Source organism: Hyphococcus sp. (assembly GCF_965267305.1).
Classification (GTDB): Bacteria; Pseudomonadota; Alphaproteobacteria; order Caulobacterales; family Parvularculaceae; genus Hyphococcus.
The window spans coordinates 2502817-2520142 of the sequence record NZ_OZ253945.1 but is presented as its reverse complement, the minus strand read 5'-3'; the positions used below and the strand labels follow the sequence as shown (position 1 = coordinate 2520142).

The window sequence follows — 17326 nt, the reverse complement described above, 5'->3', positions numbered from 1 at the left end:
CCCGGCGCGCGCTATCTTCAGGGCTTCGAATTGAAGGAGTTATTCATGGCCGCCAAAACCGTCACCGACGCCAGCTTCAACGCCGATGTGCTTGAGAGCGGCGATACTGTTCTCATCGATTTCTGGGCGGAATGGTGCGGCCCCTGCAAACAGATTGCTCCGGCGCTCGACGAGATCGCCAAGGAGTTCGAAGGCAAGCTCACGGTCGCCAAGGTGAACATCGACGAGAATCCGGAAACGCCGGGCAAATATGGCGTGCGCGGCATTCCGACCCTTATGATTTTCTCCGGCGGCGAACATGTGGCGACGCGGGTCGGCGCTGCGCCGAAAAGCCAGCTTGCGGCATGGGTCGAGCAGGTTTTGAAAGAAGCTGCAGCTTAGCGCGTTTTCGGAAAAGTGGTCCCCGGTTTTCCGTTAAAAAACGCGCAGAGAAACTAAGAGTTATCGGCGAGGATTTCGCCGGCAAGATAGAGCGAGCCGCTGATGAGCAATCTCGGCGGCTCGTTTTCTTTATCCGCACACGCCTTTTTCAGGGCTTCTTCGATAGAGGCGCAAGGCGTAGCTATAAGTCCGCCAGCCTGCGCGGCCTTCGCCACGGCTTCCGGCGCCAAAACACCGTCATGATCGGCGGCGACGCAGAAAATTTCGCGGGCGACCCCTGCGAAAGGCGCGAAATAGCCGGCGGCGTCCTTGTTCGCCTGCATGCCGGAGATCATCACCAGCGGTTTTGAGGAGCGCGCTTCCATATCGGCCATCAGCGCAGCGATGGCGCGGCCCGCATGAGGATTATGCCCGCCATCGAGCCAGACTTCCGGCTCTTCCCCAAGAAGTTTTTGAGCGAGATCGATCAGCGGACCTTTCGTCAGGCGCTGCATGCGCGCAGGCCAGCGGGCGTTGGCGAGGCCTTTCGAGATCGTCGCATCATCCAGGTTCAGCTTAGCGGCGCGCAACGCGGCGACGGCGGTTCCGGCGTTTTCGATCTGATGCGCGCCCGGCAGCCGCGGCGGATCCAAGTCGCAGAGTCCGTCCTCGTCCTGATAGATCAGTCTGCCGTGCTCTGAATACACATTCCACTGCTCGCCGAAGGCGTGAATCTCTGCGCCGACACGGCTTGCGCGATCCTGCAATACGGCCATGGCGTCCGGCGTCTGGCGGGAGATGACGGCCGGCGCGCCGCGACGGAAAATCCCGGCTTTTTCGCCAGCGATCTCGCCCAGCGTGTCGCCGAGAAACGCCTGATGATCGAGGTCGACGGGCGTGACGACGGCGGCGAGCGGATCGCCCATGACATTGGTGGCGTCAAGGCGGCCGCCGAGACCGACTTCGATGACGGCGTAATCGGCAGGCGTTTCGGCGAAGGCGAGAAAGGCCGCGCAGGTCGTCGTTTCGAAATAGGTGAGCATGTCGTCGCCCATGGCGTTGTCGACGCGCTGCAGGGCGTCGATCAGCCGCGCGTCGGAAATCTCGTTTCCGGCGACGACGATGCGCTCGTTAAAGCGCACGAGATGCGGCGACGTATAGACATGGACGGAATGGCCCGCGGCTTCCAAGACTGCGCGTAGGAAGGCGACGGTCGATCCTTTGCCGTTGGTGCCGGCGACATGAAAAAACGGCGGCAGTTTGGTCTGCGGATCGCCCAGCCGGGAAAGGGCCGCCTTGATGCGGTCCAACGACAGATCGATAATGACGGGGCGCCGGTTCGCAATCTGCGCGAGCACGGTTTCGACATCGCTCAAGCGAAGGTCCTTCCGCTCATCGGAATAATCAGTATGGGGCCTATTCCGCCGCCTTGTCGAGCTTCGGCGTTTCTTTGACCGCCGGCTTCTTCGGTTTTTCAAGTTTGGCGATATTGGCGGGCGATGCGGGTTTGGCGCCCGTGACAGACGTCACGACGTTCTGGCGGCGCTCCTTCATCAGGACCCGAATGAGCTTCGACAGCGTCGTTTTCATCTCGGCGCGGCGGACGACCATGTCCACCATGCCTTTTTCAAGAAGGAATTCAGCGCGCTGGAAACCTTCGGGCAGTTTTTCGCGGATCGTCTGTTCAATGACGCGCGGGCCGGCGAAGCCGATAAGCGCGCCGGGTTCGGCGAGATTGACGTCGCCGAGCATGGCGTAGGAAGCGGTGACGCCGCCGGTCGTCGGATTGGTGAGTACAACGATATAGGGAAGGCCGGCCTCCTTCACCATCTGCACGGCGATGGTGGTGCGCGGCATCTGCATCAGGGAGAGGATGCCTTCCTGCATGCGCGCGCCGCCAGACGCGGCGAAGACGATCAGCGGCGCACGGCGTGCGACGGCGGCTTCCGCGGCTTTCAGCATCGCTTCGCCGAGCGCCATGCCCATGGAGCCGCCCATGAACTTGAAATTCTGCACAAGGGCGACGGCGGCGACGCCATCGATCATGCCGGATGCGGCGCGCATGGCGTCCTGCTGTCCGGTCTTGCGGCGGTTTTCTTTCAGCCGGTCGGTGTATTTCTTTTCGTCGCGGAATTTTAAGGGGTCGGTCACCGGTTCCGGCAGATCGACCTCTTCATAAACGCCATTGTCGAATAAGAGCGCCAGACGGTCGGCCGGTCCGATCGCCAGATGATGATCGCAGGACGGGCAGACCTGGTGAGCGGCGTCGAGGTCGCGCTGGAAGATCATCTCGCCGCAGCCCGGGCATTTGGTCCACAAGGCGTCGGAATTGTCGTCCTTGGGTTTGAAGATGTTTTTGATGCCCGGAGGGATGTTGGAGAGCCAGCTCATATCCGACAGCGCTTTCTAATTGCCTTGTTACAGTTGCATGTATTGGGGCCTCAAGCGCTCAAGAGCGCGCGGCGCGGATCGCCCCCGAAATATCCTGCGCCAGCCTCAAAACTGCGTTAACGCCATTATCGGCATCCCCGGGGGTTGCTTCAAGAGCTTTAGCCAATTCGTCCACCAGGGCGGAGCCAACAACCACCGCATCCGCGAAAGCCGCAAACTCCCGTGCTTTTTCGCTCGTTTTGATGCCGAAACCGACGGCCGCAGGCAAGCCCGACGCCTCCCTGAGGCGGTCGAGAGCGGTTTTGACGGCCTCCGTCTCCCCGGCGCCTTTGCCGGTGATCCCGGCGACCGAGACGTAATAGACGAAGCCAGAGGTGTTGCGGACGACTGTGGGCAGGCGTGCGTCGTCTGTAGTCGGGGTGGCGAGGCGGATGAAATCGAGGCCCGCAGCCCGGGCCGGCAGGCACAGTTCGGCGTCTTCCTCGGGCGGCAGGTCGACGATGATCAGGCCGTCGACCCCGGCCTGCTTCGCGTCAGCGACGAATTTCTCCGGCCCGTAGGCATAAAACGGGTTGTAATAGCCCATCAGGATGATCGGGGTCTCATCGTCTCCGGCCCGAAAGGAGCGAACCATGTCCAGGGTTTTGCGCAAGGTTTGCCCGGATTTGAGCGCGCGGAGGCCGGCTGCGGCGATTGACGGCCCGTCCGCCATGGGATCGGTGAAGGCGACCCCCAGTTCGATCAGGTCCGCCCCTGCGCCGGGCAGTTTTTTGAGGAGATCCAGGGACAAGCCCCCGTCCGGATCGCCCGCCATGATGAAGGGGATGAAGGCGGCGCGGTTTTCGGCCTTGAGCGTGTCGAAGCGGGCTTTGATGCGGGACATGGATGGGGCCGCCGGTGGCTTGAATGCGAAGCCGCCTGCCTAGCGCCCTTGGAGCGGATTGCAAGGATTTTGCGGCCGCGCCGCCGGCGCATCCATGGGATGAGCGCCGGGGCGAAACACATCCTATGTGATGAAAAAGGCCGCTTTTTTGAGGTTCGGTGAATAGTTATCCACCACCTCGCAGACGGGCTTATGATGCGCTTCGTTGGTTTACGCGGTTGAGCGGAGCGGTTTTCGTCTTCGCAGGCTGCGATGTGAAAGGAGCCGCATGGCCGTCGAGCAGAAAATATCAAATGGCGCCACATCGGGCTGCGGGCAAGGAAATCCGGGGGTGAAAAGCACCCGGAAACGGCCCGGCGCGGCGGGAAAGGCGGCCCTTGGCCTTATCTGGCTGTATCGGCGCACGCTCTCGCCGGCGCTCTATCTCATCGGCGTGCGCTGCCGGCATCAGCCGACCTGTTCGCAATATGGAACGGACGCTTTCCGCAAACACAAATTCGCCCGCGCCTTCTGGCTGACCTTTTCGCGGGTGACGCGCTGTCATCCGTTCGGCTCGCACGGTTTCGATCCTGTGCCCGACGATGCGCCGCGCGTCGGGTGGAAATTCTGGAAGCTCGGCGACTGGAGTTGGACGGAACGAAACGGCGAAAAATAAAACGGAGCGACAATCTTTTGTCGCTCCGTCTTGCAGTGAACGGCCAGTTCTTAGCGCTGCTTACTTGCGCAAGTAACGCATAGAGGGGCCGGGCCGTCCAACGAAGCAGGATTTCGTGAAGCCGTAAAATTTGATGACGTTGATGACTTCCTGCGCTTCGGCCTGAGAGGGCGCGGTGAAAGCCATGTGATTGCCGTTAGAGACGATGGTGAAGTTGCTTCCGGAGCTCCTGATGGAAAGATTGTTCGGATTGATATTGACGCAATCCTCTCCGGAAAGCCCGCCCGACGGCGCCGCGCCATTGCTCAGCCAGTAGTTGAGCGATGGATCGGGACGGCCGACAAAGCAGGACTGGGTGAAGCCGTAATGCTGGATGATCTCTTTGGCGCGATCCATTTCGGATTTGTTCGAGCCTGCATCGAGGATCCAATGGGACCCATCGACAACCTTCCAGCTGCCGTTCTTGTTCTCAACCGAAACCGTATTCGGGTTGAGCGAAACGCAGTCCTCTTTGAAGTTCTTGAGCGGCGTTGCGACAATCACGCCTGGAACCGGCGTCAATGTCAGCGGCGCCTTTTTCATCGACACATGCGTGACGTAATCGTCGCGCCCGCTATTGTCGGTGAAACGCGTATAGATATGTGCGCGCAACGTGTCGCCCGCTCGATTGTCGAGAAGAACGGTCTTCGTCGCGAAGCCCTGATTATAGGTCGCGATAATCGAATCCGTGTTCGACGCCGGATCCGTGCTTGCGGAATTGGAATAGGCGGTCGCCGCCGCCGAGCCCCAGTCGCAAGGGTTCGGCGTGCATTCGCCCTTGACGGAAATCTCCAAATTTCCGCCGCTGTTCGTAATCGACAGGCTGTGCAACCCGTCGGTGTTTTTGACGTAATTGCCGAGCCACTGGTTCAGCGGCTGGCCGGCATAGGCCGATGTAATGGTGAAAAAAGCTGCGGCGCCCGCAGCAAGAGCGTGCTTAATCATGGTTCTCCCCCTGTTGATCTCCGCGACGCCATTATCTCCAAATGGGTCTCCTCTGACCTGTCGCGGGCAAGTTCGACGATCCCATTCAACCATGACGCAAATGGGGCCGGGAAGGGGAGATTTCCCGGCGCCCTGTGATGTGCGTCACATTGTGCGCAACATAAAAACAGGACGGCGTATGAACGCCGTCCTGTCTGAAGGTGTCGCATCCCCGCTTATCAGTCGCGGGGTTTGAGGCTCACAAGCCGGTCCACAAGGACGTTCAGGCCTTCGCCCGAACTCGCATGGACGTCGATGCGGCCGATGCGTTCGGTGACGCGTTCCAAGGCTTCCAGTTCTTTCAAACGCAGAAGCGTCGGATTGTCTTCCATCAGCCGCGCCGTGTTGAGTAGCGACCGCGTGGCGGCGGTTTCTTCACGGCGGCGGATGAGGTTCGCCTGTGCGGTTTTTTCCGCTTCGACGACCCGGTTGATAAGCTCGCGCATATCGCCCGGAAGGATGACGTCTTTGACGCCAAGCTCGGTCACCGCGACGCCGATGTCGCCGAGTTCGCGGCGGACATGATTGACGATTTGCGCGTCGACCGTCTCGCGGTCGTTGAGCACTTCGTCAAGCGTGCGTCCGCCGACTGCTTCACGCACCGCGAATTGAACCAGCCGGTAGACATGGTTCTTGTAGTCAGGCGTTGCGAGTGCGGCTTTCTCGGCGCTCGTCACCTGCACGAACGAGGTCAGCGTGACGCGCAGCGAAACCCGGTCTTTCGTCAGGATCTCCTGCGCCGTGACTTCGAGCGGCAGCGGACGCATGTCGAGCGTCTTGGTCGTCACGGTCGGGCCAATCTGCCAATATCCGTAACGGCCCGGTTTTAGAACATCGACAAGCTCGCGGTCGAAAAACACGAGGCCCGTCTCCGTTTCGCCGACAGTGACGACCGCGATCGGCGCAATCGTCTTCTCATTCGTCGCCACGGCTTTTTCGTAGGCGACGAGTTCGGCTTTTGTCAGACGCGGATTTTCATCCGTGTTGACGCCCACGACCTTCACGTCCTGAAGGACTTTCCAGACATAGCTCGTTTGTCCAGGACGCACGATATATGTCGCGCGGCCGTCGATCGTGACAATCGCGACTTCGCCTTCGCCGACGCGAACGGTCTCAAGATAGCGTTGGCTCAAATCCGGATGGCGCTTTTCCATGATCTCCGCCCAGGGCGATGCGAACAATCCCTGCGCAAAGACGCATTCCAGCTTCAGTCGGCCGAGAAAATCGACATAAACATGCCGTCCCGGTTCGAGCACGGTGATTAAGCGGCCATCCTTGATGAGGAGGCCGCGTTGGTTCTCAGCGATTACGAATGTTTTCAACATCGCTTCGCCTCCTCTGATAGGCCCGGTTGAAGATAGCGCAAATGGGTATCGACCGGGCGATCCCGTCGGCGAAGCAGGGGCCGTAAAGGCCCTATTTCATTGAAAAAGAGAGCCCTAGCGGCGGAAGCGTTCGCCGGACATGCGTCCGATCAAACTCATATGTAAGTCGCCAGTATTCAAAACGGGCTCGTTTGCAAAATCGCCGACCCCATGCCGACGAAGGAGGCGCGATGTAGCCGCCTCATTCGTCTGTGTAAAGAGAAAAAACAAAAATAGTTGGAGAAAGATTCAGCAGTCTTTGTTCGCGAGTGCTGATTAAAAAAAGAGGCCGGCCGGGTTCATTCCCTGTAAACGAGGCGGTCCGGCGCTTGAGGCGGAAATTCCCGGCGTTTGCCCCCGCCCGCAGCATCGGGTCTTGCGTCCCGATCTGTCAGGCGGCGCGTTCCGCCATCGATTTCCGCCGGTATCCGCGCCGGCGCGCGGCCTGTTTCCAGGCGCCTTCCGGGTCCGCCTTTCGCGCCGCCGCGCTTGGGCGCCCCTTCGGGCTGAATGTCCCCGGCCTTCCCCGTTATTCGAAACGGTTGGACCGTTATGTCTGGTGCGGGAGTTGAACCCGCGACAGCTAGCGTGACAGGCTAGTGCTCTACCAACTGAGCTAACCAATTGCGGTATCTATGAAGGATTCGAACCTTCAACCCTTCGGTTAAACGCCGAATGCTCTACCCTTGAGCTAATAGACCTGTGGTCAATCTCCATCGTGGAACACGGCGTCGGCAGGGCCGCCCGCGCCCGCGGGGCGGACAAACCCCTCGCGAAACGATGAAAACCGGCGGCGGCTTATAAAGACGCGCGCAGGGATGTCCACGGGTTCGGAGAAATTATTTTAGTCAGTGCGCTCAAACACCAGCGTGAAGCCGCCTTCTTCGCCGTTTTCGACAAGCACGATATCGGCCTGCAGCGTCGCTTCATCCGGCATCCAGTAGCGGATGGATTTCACCGTTTCCGATGGCGGATCGGCGGTGAACGTGACGTCGTTTTCCTTCGCGTCCGTCAGCAACAGCGTCACTGGGCCGCCATCTTCCCAGGTGGAGTAATCGCGGTTGAAATGCTTGAAGCGCATGACGAGCGCGTCTTCTTCCTCGGAAACGACGATATATTCGAGAACCTTGAGTTCTCCTGAGGAAACGCCGCGCGCCATGCCGGTCATCACGCCGCCGTCCGCGGCGGTCCAGGTTTCCTCGAAGATGAAATCCTCGCCGCCGCGCCAGTGGCCTTCGAGAAAGGCGAGATCGGCGAGAGAGCCGGGCGCCTCGGCTCTGGCGGCGCCAGCCATGAAGGCGAAAAAGGCGGGCGCAAGTATCGCCAGCGTGAGCCGCAGTTTCAGGATGTCCATGGATGTCCCCGTCTGTTTGACCAAAATCAGCATGTCACATATCCCCTGACGTTTCACGCCGCTTCTGATCGACAAACGCCATGATGAAAAACATCGTTTTCGCCACCTGTCTGAAGCAGCCCGCCCTGCAGAAAAGCGATGCGGCGCTGGCCGACGCCTGTGAGCGCCGGGGCATGTCCGTGCATCCCGCGCCTTGGAACGGCGATCAGGCGGCGTTCGGCGATGCGGACGCGGTCGTGATCCGCTCGACCTGGGATTATCAGGAAACGCCGGAGGCCTTCGCCGACTGGCTGGAAAAGCTTGAGGCGGGACAGCCCGTCTTCAACCCGCCGGCGATGATGCGCGCCAACATGTCGAAGCGCTATTTGCTGGACCTCGCCGCCAAAGGCGCGCCCCTGCCGCCGGCGCGGCTGGTCGAGCCCGACGCGGATGCCATCGCCGCCGCCATGGACGCGCTGGGCCTTGTCGAGGCGGTGGTGAAGCCGGAATTCGGGGCGACGGCGAGCGGGCTGTCGCTGGTCGCCCGCGACGACGGGGCCGGTCTCAGGGCGGCCGCGCGGAAAATGGCCATGCCCGGCCTCGTTCAGGCCCTGGTCCCGGAGATATCTGCGCGGGGCGAGACCTCCTTCATGTTCATCGCCGGCGCCTTCACCCATGCGGTGACGAAACGCCCGAAAGCGGGGGAAATCCGCTGTCAGGCCGAGCATGGCGGTTCCGCCGAACTCGCCGCCGCCCCGGACTGGGCCGTTGCGCAGGCGCAGGGCATCCTCGGGCTGATCCCCGGCAAGCCGCTCTACGCCCGCGTGGACGCCGTGGTCCTTGACGGGGAATTGCGGCTTATGGAAGTCGAACTCATTGAGCCGGAACTCTTTTTCACCTATGCCCCGTCATCGCCGGAATTTGGCGCGGCGGCGCGCTTCGCCGACGCCCTGATCGAACGCCTGTAAAAGAAACGCAGTAAAACAAGAAGTCTAACGCCATGGTCGCCATCACCCTTCCCGACGGATCCGTACGCCAGTTCAACGGCGCCGTGACGGGGGCCGAGATCGCCGAGAACATCTCGAAATCGCTCGCCAAAAAGGCGATCGCGGTGAAGGTGGACGGCGAGCTGCGCGATCTTGGCGAGCCCATCGGCGCTGACGCGTCGGTAGAGATCGTCACCCGCGAGCATGAGGACGCGCTCGACATCATTCGCCATGACACGGCGCATCTGATGGCGCAGGCGGTGCAGGAGCTTTATCCCGGGACGCAAGTCACCATCGGTCCGAACATCGAAGACGGGTTTTTCTACGATTTCGCCCGCGACACGCCGTTTTCCACCGACGATCTCGAAAAGATCGAAAAGCGGATGATGGAAATCGTCGACGAGGATCGGCTCACCCGCAAGGAGGTCTGGGACCGCGCCGCCGCGATCAAACATTTCAAGGAGATCGGAGAGAAATACAAAGCCGAGATCATCGCCGACCTGCCCGAAGGCGAAGACATCAAGGTTTATTTCCATGGCGACTGGCACGATCTCTGCCGCGGCCCGCATCTTCCGTCCACGAAGCATATCGGCAAGGCGTTCAAGCTGATGAAGGTCGCCGGTGCCTATTGGCGCGGCGATCACCGCAACGCTGTCCTGCACCGGATTTACGGCACCGCCTGGGCGAATGAGAAAGACCTCAAAGCCTACCTCACCCGTCTTGAGGAAGCGGAAAAGCGCGATCACCGCAAGCTCGGGCGCGAAATGGATCTCTTCCATTTCCAGCAGGAGGCGCAGGGTTCGGTCTTCTGGCACCCGAAAGGCTATCTCATCTGGCGCCAGCTTGAAGCTTACATCCGCCGTCAGCTCGATGCGGACGGCTATGTGGAGGTGAAGACCCCGCAGCTTCTCGATTCTGTCTTTTGGGAGCAGTCCGGCCACTGGGCGAAATTCCGCGAGAACATGTTCGTCGTGCCGGACGAAATTCCGTCGACGGAGGATGAAGGTCCGGTGCTGTCGGGCGAGGGCGATCTCATGGCCTTGAAGCCCATGAACTGCCCCGCGCATGTGCAGATCTTCAAACAGGGCATCAAATCCTATCGCGACTTGCCGCTGCGCATGGCGGAGTTCGGCTGCTGTCACCGCAACGAGGCCCATGGCGCCCTTCACGGGCTGATGCGCGTGCGCCAGATGACCCAGGACGACGCGCATATCTTCTGCCGCGAAGACCAGATTACGGACGAAACGCAACGGTTCCTTGCGCTCTTCGCCCGGGTCTATGAAGACATGGGCATGACCGACATCCGCTATAAGCTCGCGACAAGGCCGGAACAGCGCGCCGGCGATGACGCCACCTGGGACCGCGCGGAAAAAGCGCTCGCCGATGCGCTCACCGCAGCGGGCCTTGAATTCGATTATGCTGAAGGCGAGGGCGCGTTTTACGGCCCGAAGCTTGAGTTCCACCTGACCGACGCCATCGGGCGCACCTGGCAGGCGGGCACCTATCAGCTCGATTATGTGCTGCCTGAACGTCTCGATGCGACCTATGTGGACGAAAGCGGCGCGCGCAAGCGGCCCGTCATGCTGCATCGCGCGGTGTTCGGCACCTTCGAGCGGTTCATTGGGCTTCTGATCGAACATTATGCGGGGCGCCTGCCGGTCTGGCTGTCGCCGGTGCAGGTCGTCGTCACCACCATCACCTCGGCCGCGGACGCTTATGCGAAGGAAACCGCTGATGCGTTGCGCGCGGCGGGCTTGCGCGTCGATCTCGACATTCGCTCGGAGAAGATCAACTACAAGGTGCGCGAACACTCACATGCGAAAATTCCGGTGATCGCCGTTGTCGGCGCCAAGGAAGCGGAGGAGAAGGCTGTCTCCCTTCGCCGCCTCGGGTCGAAAGATCAGGAAACCATGGCGCTGAAAGACGCCGTGACCATGCTTGCGGCGGAAGCGCTGGCGCCCGATCTCAAACGCGCTTAACGCTCGCCCATGGCCGCGCACTGGCGAGATAAACGGGACAAGCTCAGCCGGCGCTGGTTTTACGCGCTGTTTTTTCTGCTGCCGCTGACGGCGGTCTTCGGTCATCGCGGGCTGGCGCCTTGGCTGTTGCTGGCGAGCCTGCCCGCCTTCGCGCGGGGCGCCTTCTGGCAGTCGGCGTTTGGCAAGCTTTTCGACAATCCATCCTTGAGCGATCCGAAATTCGCCAGTTTCGCATCGCTCCTGGCATTGTGTTTATGGATTTTCCTGTCGGGCTTCTGGTCGCCGAGAGGCGACCCCGGCATGTTTCTTCTGGTGCTCGGGCCCGCGCTCGTCGGCGCCAGCATCATCTGGTTTTCGCTGACCCTGACGCGCGATTGGGCGTGGCGTCTGGGGCGCGCCTTTTTATGGGCGCTTGTCGCCGGCATGGTCATTCTTTCCTTCGAGGGCGTCACGGACGGCCTGTTGCGCCGTCTGGCGCCTCCCTATGAGCCTTCGGGCGAACGCGACATCATCGCCTTAAGCCGCGGCGTCACGGCGCTGGCGCCCGCCTTGTTTCCCGCAGCAGCGATTGCGGTGAGGCAATGGTCGCGGACAGCGGCGGTGTTCGTTCTGGCGCTCGGCGTCGTCGCCGCGGCCACCAATGACGTCCTTGCGAATGTCGTCGCCATCGGCGCGGGCCTCCTAGCGGTTCTTCTGGCGCTCAACGCGCAGCGTTTCGCGCTGAAACTCGTCGGCGGCGGCGCCATCGCGCTTCTTCTCCTCGCGCCTGTGCTTGCCTCGTTGATCCCTGTAGAGGCGATTTACGCCGAAGCTGAAAAAACCTTTTCTCCGCAACTAGCCACGCAAATGTCGTCGTCGCTTCACCGGCTGGCGATCTGGAAGGCGGCAGGGATGGAAGCTTTCTCCTGTCAGCCCTTTGGATGCGGCGCCGATTATGCGCGCATGTGGAAGGAGACGGCGCCCATGATCGACGTGCCGGGCTCGCCCGTAGCGCTCTCCGTCAGCCCCATCCATCCGCACAATGTGTTTTTGCAACTGTGGCTCGAACTCGGACTGCCCGGCGTCCTGGCGACCGCAGCTTTTCTCTGGTTCGGACTCGCCGCGCTTTTGCGCGCGCGTCTTTCCCGCGCCGTCGGCGCCGCGATCGCCGGTTCGTTTATCGCCATTCTGGTTTCCGTTATGGTGGAGGGAAGCCTCTGGCAGGTCTGGCGTCTTGCGGCCATGGCGCTGGCGGCGAGCGGCGTCGCGCTTGCGCACATGCTCGAAAAGCGGTGAACGCCCATGCCCCCTGTCTCCGCGATTGTTGTCAGCTATTTCACCGGGCCGGTGTTGGCCCGGTCGATTGCGGCTTTGCGCGCGCAGCCTGAGATTGCGGAGATCATTCTCATCGATAACGGCAATTTTCCCGGCGATGTTGAGGCCGCCTCCGCGGGGGATGGCGCGCCAGTGCGCGTGATCGCTGGGCAAGGCAATGTCGGTTTCGCCGCGGGCTGCAATCTCGGCGCAAAAGCCGCGAACGGCGATTATCTTCTCATCATCAATCCCGATGCGCTGGCGCCGCCGGGGGGCCTCGCCCGGCTTTTATCCGACAGCGCGGCATTGCAAAGGCCCTGGCTCATGGGGGCCAAGCTCGTCGATCCGGACGGCGCCGAGCAGCAAGGCTCGCGCCGGCGCGTGCTGACCCCGTGGACGGCGTTTGTCGAGGCGACGCGGCTTTACAAGCTCGCGCCAAACCATCCCTATTTCCGGCGGTTCAATCTTCATACGGAAGAATGCCCGCCTGATGTTACGGAAGTGCCGACGCTCTCCGGCGCCGTCATGTTTCTACCGAAAGCCGATTACGAGCTCATCGGCGGCATGGACGAGCATTATTTCCTGCATGTCGAAGATGTGGATTTCTGCCTGCGCTTTGCGAAAGCCGGCGGCGACGTCTGGTTCAATCCGCATGTGGCGGTGACGCATTACAAAAGCTCGAGCCGCGCCAATCCGGTGAAGATCGAGGCGCGTAAAACTGCCGGGATCATCCGGTATTTCCACACGCATTTCTCCGACGCTTATCCGAAGCCGTTTCTTTGGCTTGTGGACGGCGCCCTATGGACGCTGTTCGGCGTTCTTTTCGTGAAGCGGGCCATCCGGAAGGGGCTGCGGCTTGCCGGTTTCAGAATGCGCGCCGGCGGCCGCGGTCTTGAACGGGCGCGTTCCCTCGCCAGGCGTCAGTCCGAGCGCTGAGAGGCGGTTTTTCCGAAATACTCTGACAGCTCATAGAGCGTATAGGATCGGCGCTGGGCGGCGCCCGGCGCCGCTTCCACAGAACCAAGTTTCTTGATCCTGCGAAAACGGTAATCCACATGCGCGGCGTCGCTTCGCACGGTGACGAACAGCACGCGCTTCATGCGCGCCGGATCGAATGGACGGAACGCTTCGTAGTGATTGTCGACCGACGCATTGACGTCGAGCGCGGCGATTTCGACAGGGCTGTCTTTTTGGTGATACAGCATCTCGCCCATGAGATAGCGGTCATCGACCAGAACGGCGTCATAACCCGCCGCGTAAGACATGATATCGTCCGACTGTTCCTTCCAGCCGCGCAAATCCCTGACCGCCGGGGCGAGGCCGGCGCGGTCGATAAGTCGGGGCGCGAGCACGCCGGCCGTGAACACCAAGAGCAAGAACGCGTGAAAGAAGGCGCTGAATTTGACGAGGCCCCAACGCTTCTCCCGCAACAACCATCCTGTGACCAGAAGCAACGCCGCGGGATAGGACGCCGCCGCCCAGTTGGCGTGGGCGCGAGACAAGAGCGCCTGAACCCCGACAATAACAAGCGGCGTCAGAGCGAAAACGAGCAGCGTGAAATCACGGGTCTCCATCCGCCATGCGCCGCGCTTTGAAACGATGTAAAGCAGCGCTGCAAAAGGAATGATTCCAAAAACCGCGAACTGCCCGCCGAAGTATTCAAGGAACGCCAGGGGATGAAAAAACTGCGCCCCCCAATCGGCGTTGTCTGCGGTGTGAGAGAGCGTCTGGAAATCGTGTTGCGCGTTCCAGATCATATTGGGCGCGAAGATCGCTGCGGCGATCACGCCTGTCAGCGCAAGCGGCGGCGCCAGCAGCTTTGCGCGCACCGGTTTTGAGAGGAGAGAGACTGCAAGCGCCAGCGGGAAATAGACCATGGCGTATTTCGACATGAGCCCGAGCCCGATGGCGGCGCCGAGAGCGGCGAAATCCGCAAGCCGCGGTGAAGCGGCGTCGATGATCCGCGCCAGAAAGTAGAGCCCCGCTGACCAGAAAAACAACAGCGGCGCATCCGTCGCCATGATGAAAGAGGAAAGGAGAACGCCCGGCATCAATAGCCAGCCGAGGCCCGTCCAGAACGCAGCGCGCTCGTCATAAAGCCGCTTCGCGGCAAGATAGAGAAACGCCGCGGCGCCGGCATGAAAGAACGGCGCCGAGAGGCGCACAGCCCAGCCGTCATTGCCGAAGAGGCCTGTGGTCAGCGCAATCGCCCAGGCGATCAGCGGCGGTTTCGAATAATACCCGACATCGAGATCACGCGACCAATACCAGTATTGCGCTTCGTCGGGACCAATGCCGAGCGGCGTCAAAAGCAGGGTCAACACGCGCAGGCCCGTGATAGCGGCGGCGATCATCCAGAAATTTCGCCAGAACGGCGCCGCTGCAAGTTTGCTGAAGATAGCCGTCATGACGCTCCGGACATGGCCAAGGCTCGAAAAAATCAGGGGGCGAGAATGTAAATGGTCAGCTTCACGTCTTTGCCGTTGGAGTAGTTGAGCCCGTCGATGACGGCAAGGCTTGTCACGGTTGCGCCATTGAGCGCCGCCTGGAAGACATCTTCCTCCCGGGCCTCGATGATGGCCGCGCTCGCTTCCCCGGAGACAAGCCGCACCGCCGCTTGTCCGCCGGAGCCGAGCATGGTCTCAGTCCCCAGAAGAAAAATCGCCGAGGGTTCCGAATAGCCGGCGAGCGCGACGGGCGGGAGATCGTCATGCAGCGGGTGCCGGTCGTTGAGCTCGAGCAGTGTCGAGAGGCGGGGGCTGACGGCGAATTGCGAAAGACCCGGCAGGACCGCTGTCAATAAGACCCAGGCGTAAAGCGCAGCGAGCAATGAGGCGGCGACGCCGCCTTCCATCCCGCGCCCGCGCCAGAAGAGATAAGCGATGAGAAGCGCCGCGATGCCGGTGATGGCGGCGGCGGCGAAACAGATCACCGTCACCGGCGCCGCGCTGAAATAGATCGGCGGTAGGGCGATCAACGCCGCGGCGGCGAGCCCTACTCCCGCATAGATGAGCGTGCCGAGCTTTTGCGTCCAGTCGAAACGCATCCTTGTCGCGGCGGCGTGCGCAGCCATGATCGCGAGCGCCGGATAAAGCGGCATGACATAATGAGGCAGCTTCGTCGCCGCGATTTCGAAAACGATCCAGGCGGGAATGAGCCATGACAGGAAGAACCGCGCGCGCCAGTCCTTGCGCTCTTTCCACGCCGTGACGACGCCGCTGACGATCAGCGCCGCAGCGGGCCAGAACAACAGCCATAAGAGCGCGAAATGATAGCCGGGCGGGCCCACATGGCCCTCCTGCGCGTCTCCGACCTTGCCCAGCATGTCGCCGCCGATAGCGTCGGAAAAGAAACGCCCGTCCGTCGCCTTCCAGATGGCAAACGCCCATGGGGCGACCATCAGCACCAGCACGAAGATGCCGATGACGGGGCGCATTGGCCCGATCCATTTAAATCGCGGCGCGCCAGTTGTGAGGCCGAGCCCCGTCAGGAGAGAAATCATGGGCGCAATCGGGCCTTTGACGAGAATTCCCGCTCCATGCGCCGCCCAGAACGCGATGGGCCAACCCCAGCCGCTTCGTTCGCCCGCCTGCACGCGCGCATAGATTTCGATGAAGGCGAGTTGTGCGAGACAGATGAGCGCGAGGAGCATGCCGTCCGTTTTGGCGATGGTGCCCTCGGCGGCGACCACCGGCGCGCTGGCGAGGAGGAGCCCGGCCAGCAATCCGGTGCGCACATCGTAGACCCTCGCCCCTGCGAGAAAAGTGAAGACAGCGGCGAAGACAACGCCGATCATGGAGGGGACGCGATAGGCCCAGATCTCGCGTGCCTCGACATCCGATAGCGCGGCGACGCTCGCCGCCTGCAGCCAGTAAATCCCCGCCGGTTTCTTGTTGCGCTCGGCGTCCTGGAAACGGATGGTGATGTAGTCGCCGCTTTCGAGCATCTGCGCCGTCGCCTGTGCGAAGCGGGCTTCGTCGCGGTCTAGGGGCGGCAACGCGAAAAGACCGGCGAACGCCGTCGCCGCTGCGAAAACCGCCACAAGCGCGGCTGCAGCCCGGCGCGACAGGCCGGCGTCGTCGATCAGAAAACCCCTCATCCCAAAATCTTACCGGCATCCGGAAGGTTTGTCTTGGCCGCCGATCGTCCGGCGTGACCGGCGCGCGCGGATCAGATAAGAGCCTTCCATTATGGAAAGCAGACCGTCACCCACTCCGGCGCTCAGCCCCGCCCTCAGTATTGTCGTTCCCATGTACAATGAGGAAGGGGGCGCCGGCGTCCTCGCCGACGAAATCGCTGCGGCGTTGAAAGGCGTCGACCATGAAATCGTGATGGTCGATGACGCGTCGACGGATGAAACGCTCTCAGCGCTCAAATCCGCGAAAAGACGCCATCCGCAATTGCGCATTCTGCATCATGAGAAAAACGCCGGCCAGAGCCGCGCCTTGCGCACTGGCATCCTGGCGGCGCGCGCGCCAATCATCGCCACCCTCGACGGCGACGGCCAGAACGATCCGGCGGACATCCCGGCGCTGTACCGGCGGCTCTTGGATTCTGACGGCCGTCTCGCGATGGTGGCGGGAGAGCGGCTGGGCCGCCAGGACAGCGCCGCGAAGAAAACCGCTTCGCGCGCCGCGAACGCCATTCGAAGACGGCTCCTCAAGGACGGATCGGCGGATACGGGCTGCGGACTCAAAGTCTTCCGGCGGGAGGCCTTTCTGGCGCTCCCCTATTTCGACCACATCCATCGCTATCTGCCGGCCCTGATGGCGCGGGAGGGTTACGCGGTGGGCTTCGCGCCGGTGTCCCATCGCGCCCGCGCCCATGGCGCTTCAAAATACACCAATATCGGGCGCGCACTTGTTGCGGTTCGCGACCTGATGGGCGTGATGTGGCTCAACGCGCGCGCGCGCCGGCCCGGCGAAATTCGCGAAGAAGACTGATTTTCCGCGCACATTTCCGTTTTGGCGCGGGCCGCGCCCCGTGTTAAGCTGTTGTTAACGGGGGCCGCCAAACGCCCGCCATTCGTTTTGGGGCGAATAGGGCTGTGAGGGGGCGG

Annotated in this window: 15 protein-coding genes and 2 tRNA genes; 7 read left to right on the top strand and 10 right to left on the bottom strand. The window is 61.7% G+C overall.

Going from position 1 to position 17326, the window contains the following annotated elements; translation table 11 throughout:
* The first annotated feature begins 45 nt into the window (after positions 1-45).
* A complete protein-coding gene (trxA, locus tag ACQY5P_RS11890) occupies positions 46-381 on the top strand; it encodes a thioredoxin TrxA (RefSeq protein WP_428407083.1) in 336 nt (111 codons plus the stop codon).
* Positions 382-434: 53 nt separating this feature from the next.
* Here the strand turns inward: trxA and ACQY5P_RS11885 are convergent, their stop codons facing one another.
* The 3 genes from ACQY5P_RS11885 to trpA are packed head-to-tail and all read right to left on the bottom strand — an operon-like array spanning position 435 to position 3634.
* A complete protein-coding gene (locus tag ACQY5P_RS11885; protein ID WP_428407082.1) occupies positions 435-1736 on the bottom strand; it encodes a bifunctional folylpolyglutamate synthase/dihydrofolate synthase in 1302 nt (433 codons plus the stop codon).
* A gap of 40 nt (positions 1737-1776) precedes the next feature.
* Positions 1777-2751, bottom strand: a complete 975-nt coding sequence (accD, locus tag ACQY5P_RS11880) for an acetyl-CoA carboxylase, carboxyltransferase subunit beta (protein ID WP_428407081.1) — start codon at positions 2749-2751, stop codon at positions 1777-1779.
* Between the two features lie 58 nt (positions 2752-2809).
* Positions 2810-3634 (bottom strand): tryptophan synthase subunit alpha, encoded by an 825-nt coding sequence (gene trpA, locus ACQY5P_RS11875; protein WP_428407080.1) that lies wholly within the window; start codon positions 3632-3634, stop codon positions 2810-2812.
* Between the two features lie 331 nt (positions 3635-3965).
* On the opposite strand from trpA, the gene yidD reads away from it, so the two are divergent.
* The gene (gene yidD, locus ACQY5P_RS11870) at positions 3966-4289 is read left to right on the top strand and encodes a membrane protein insertion efficiency factor YidD (RefSeq protein WP_428407079.1); all 324 of its coding nucleotides are present in this window, start codon (positions 3966-3968) and stop codon (positions 4287-4289) included.
* Between the two features lie 60 nt (positions 4290-4349).
* On the opposite strand, the gene ACQY5P_RS11865 is transcribed toward yidD, so the two are convergent.
* The 5 genes from ACQY5P_RS11865 to ACQY5P_RS11845 form a co-directional block, all read right to left on the bottom strand.
* Positions 4350-5273, bottom strand: coding sequence for a hypothetical protein (locus tag ACQY5P_RS11865; protein WP_428407078.1), 924 nt, complete (start codon positions 5271-5273; stop codon positions 4350-4352).
* A gap of 218 nt (positions 5274-5491) precedes the next feature.
* On the bottom strand, positions 5492-6637 hold the full coding sequence (locus ACQY5P_RS11860; RefSeq protein ID WP_428407077.1) for a slipin family protein: 1146 nt from the start codon (positions 6635-6637) through the stop codon (positions 5492-5494).
* 595 nt (positions 6638-7232) lie between these two features.
* Positions 7233-7302: transfer RNA gene (locus tag ACQY5P_RS11855), tRNA-Asp, on the bottom strand.
* A gap of 2 nt (positions 7303-7304) precedes the next feature.
* A tRNA-Lys gene (locus ACQY5P_RS11850) sits at positions 7305-7377 on the bottom strand.
* 143 nt (positions 7378-7520) lie between these two features.
* Positions 7521-8063: a DUF6265 family protein gene (locus ACQY5P_RS11845; RefSeq protein ID WP_428407076.1), complete on the bottom strand. Its 543-nt coding sequence runs from the start codon at positions 8061-8063 to the stop codon at positions 7521-7523.
* Positions 8064-8110: 47 nt separating this feature from the next.
* On the opposite strand from ACQY5P_RS11845, the gene ACQY5P_RS11840 reads away from it, so the two are divergent.
* From ACQY5P_RS11840 to ACQY5P_RS11825, 4 genes are read left to right on the top strand one after another with little or no spacing between them, the layout of a single operon-like run.
* A complete protein-coding gene (locus ACQY5P_RS11840) occupies positions 8111-8977 on the top strand; it encodes an ATP-grasp domain-containing protein (RefSeq protein WP_428407075.1) in 867 nt (288 codons plus the stop codon).
* Positions 8978-9009: 32 nt separating this feature from the next.
* On the top strand, positions 9010-10974 hold the full coding sequence (gene thrS, locus ACQY5P_RS11835; protein ID WP_428407074.1) for a threonine--tRNA ligase: 1965 nt from the start codon (positions 9010-9012) through the stop codon (positions 10972-10974).
* Between the two features lie 9 nt (positions 10975-10983).
* Positions 10984-12249, top strand: a complete 1266-nt coding sequence (locus tag ACQY5P_RS11830; RefSeq protein WP_428407073.1) for an O-antigen ligase family protein — start codon at positions 10984-10986, stop codon at positions 12247-12249.
* 6 nt (positions 12250-12255) lie between these two features.
* Entirely contained in the window at positions 12256-13203 is a 948-nt protein-coding gene (locus tag ACQY5P_RS11825; RefSeq protein WP_428407072.1) for a glycosyltransferase family 2 protein, read from the top strand.
* Here ACQY5P_RS11825 and ACQY5P_RS11820 read toward each other — a convergent pair.
* Complete coding sequence (locus ACQY5P_RS11820) at positions 13188-14675, bottom strand: ArnT family glycosyltransferase (RefSeq protein ID WP_428407071.1); 1488 nt, start codon at positions 14673-14675, stop codon at positions 13188-13190. The genes ACQY5P_RS11825 and ACQY5P_RS11820 overlap by 16 nt on opposite strands.
* Before the next feature lie 32 nt (positions 14676-14707).
* Positions 14708-16366, bottom strand: a complete 1659-nt coding sequence (locus ACQY5P_RS11815) for an ArnT family glycosyltransferase (RefSeq protein ID WP_428407070.1) — start codon at positions 16364-16366, stop codon at positions 14708-14710.
* A gap of 91 nt (positions 16367-16457) precedes the next feature.
* Here ACQY5P_RS11815 and ACQY5P_RS11810 point away from each other — a divergent pair, with 91 nt between their 5' ends.
* Positions 16458-17210, top strand: a complete 753-nt coding sequence (locus tag ACQY5P_RS11810) for a glycosyltransferase family 2 protein (protein ID WP_428407069.1) — start codon at positions 16458-16460, stop codon at positions 17208-17210.
* Positions 17211-17326: the final 116 nt, after the last annotated feature.